The sequence below is a fragment of the Achromobacter sp. UBA5777 genome (assembly GCF_002418565.1).
GTDB lineage: Bacteria > Pseudomonadota > Gammaproteobacteria > Burkholderiales > Burkholderiaceae_B > Achromobacter > Achromobacter animicus.
This window is the reverse complement of record NZ_DIEJ01000096.1, coordinates 2,260-4,026: the sequence shown is the minus strand read 5'-3', so window position 1 is coordinate 4,026 and position 1,767 is coordinate 2,260. Positions and strand designations below refer to the sequence as shown.

The following is a 1,767-nucleotide window of genomic DNA, read 5'->3' as shown; positions in this document are numbered from 1 at the left end:
TGTTGCGTTCGGCATCCAGCGTCGCATGGCGCAGCGTCACCGTGCGCGCCAGGCCATCCAGATGATGGCCCTGCAACGTCACGGCGCCGCCGGGCACGGCAACCGGCTGCTTGCCCGCGGGCTGCACGGATAGCAGCGTGGGCAGCGGCGGCGTCAGACCAGGGAACACCAGCACGCCACGGTCGCGCGGCGTGCCGGCAATGGCCTCGCCACGCGTCAGCACGGGCAGCGCGCCGCGTGCGGGCCGCCGGGATTCGATCAGCACCACCGACACCTGGAACGCGGCGGTCGGGCGGTAATGCGCCTGCAGTGCGGACCACAGGCGCGACATCTCTTCCGCGCCCAGCGCTGCCGGGGTGATTTTCAATAGTTCGATCTGACTGGCCAGGTCGGCGCTGCGCAGGCTCTGGTAAACCGTCGGCAGGATGGCGCCATCGACCACGTCCGGATCCAGCGCGCGGCGCACGGCCTCGCGCGGCAGCACGGCCGATTCGTGCAGCAGTTGCAGCGCATAGCCCAGCAGCACTTCCGCCTGCAGCTCGGCGCGGCCGTACGCGGTCAGCAGATAGTGCAGGTCCAGGGCCAGCGGCGGATTGGCGATGCGCTCGCCTGCCGGATCGCGCGAGGGCAGCGCGGCATTGCGCCACGCGGCGTTGGGCGTGACCTGATGCAGGAACAGGTTCAGCTGCGGATCTTCCTGGTTGTCCAGCGACACCGCGTCGGGCGCCAGCGCGGACACTTTGACGCCCGCGCCCAGCGCGTCCGTGACGGCGTGGTCGATCATGCCCGAGTCGAGCAGGTCCTTGATGACGGCGGTGACCGCCGCGATCGCCAGCGCATTGCTCATGGCAGCCCCGTGCGTCGGGCGGTCAGGTAGGCGCGCAGCGACAGCGCGGACGATCGCGGGGCGGCGGCGGCCGCGCGTTGGGGCGGGGGGACGACTTCCAGGCGGTCGATGGTGATGTGGACGTCGGGTGGGGAGGACGGCTGCGCGGGAAGACGGGGGGCGGACGCCGCATCGGCGGCGTGGCTTCGTGCGCGGGGGGCGGCAAGTTCACGTGCCTCGGCGGAAAAGGTCGAGTCGCGTGGGGCAGCAGGGTGGGCACTGCCAGTGACTTCGTACGCGCCTGACTTGTCCGTCGGCAAGGGCGATGTGATCGGCGATACGGCTGCGGGGCGGGGCTGCCGGTCGTCGGCGGCGTGTTTGTCCGCCTCGACGGACCGAAGCGCGCGCGATAGGCGAACCGGCGATGGCACATCTTGATCGCCTCGCGCCAGGTTGTGCGGGGGCACGTCCGCTTCGGCGATCGGCGCTGTCACGCTGAACTGCGCGCGATGTCGGCGTGCGTCATGCGCCGCGTCATGCTCATCCCCGCCGGCCGCATCAACGTTCCTTGCTGTCTGGCCAATCCCCCCAGAATCCGCAGCGTGCGACGGCGTCTGCGCGAAGCTGGCCAGGTTGGATCGCGCGTCGTCTCTGGCGGTCTGGACGCGCGCGTCCGACTCCGCCGGCGCAGCCCTCAACCCCTGCGCCTCTCCCCGCCAAGCATCACGCGGCACAGTCCCGACAAGCGCCACGGCACGCGGCGACGGCGCGCTGCGCAGGCGCGGCGAGGTACCCACGCTGCGGCTCGCAAGCTGGCGCAGGAACCCGCTCATGGCAGCGCCTCGCTGTCGGCTAGTTCCAGATATGCGGCGCGCCGCGCAGGTCCCAGCGCCAGGACCTGCGGCTCGGTCCAGCCGTAGGCGCGCGCCAGACGATGCACA

Annotated in this window: 2 protein-coding genes; both read right to left on the bottom strand. The window is 71.4% G+C overall.

Features of this window, described 5'->3' with window-relative positions:
* A partial coding sequence (locus tag B3446_RS06780; protein ID WP_291378644.1) for a DUF4255 domain-containing protein occupies nt 1-847 on the bottom strand: 847 nt, incomplete at its 3' end.
* A complete protein-coding gene (locus B3446_RS06775; RefSeq protein ID WP_291378642.1) occupies nt 844-1,659 on the bottom strand; it encodes a hypothetical protein in 816 nt (271 codons plus the stop codon). The genes B3446_RS06780 and B3446_RS06775, both read right to left, overlap by 4 nt.
* Between the last annotated feature and the right edge of the window lie 108 nt (nt 1,660-1,767).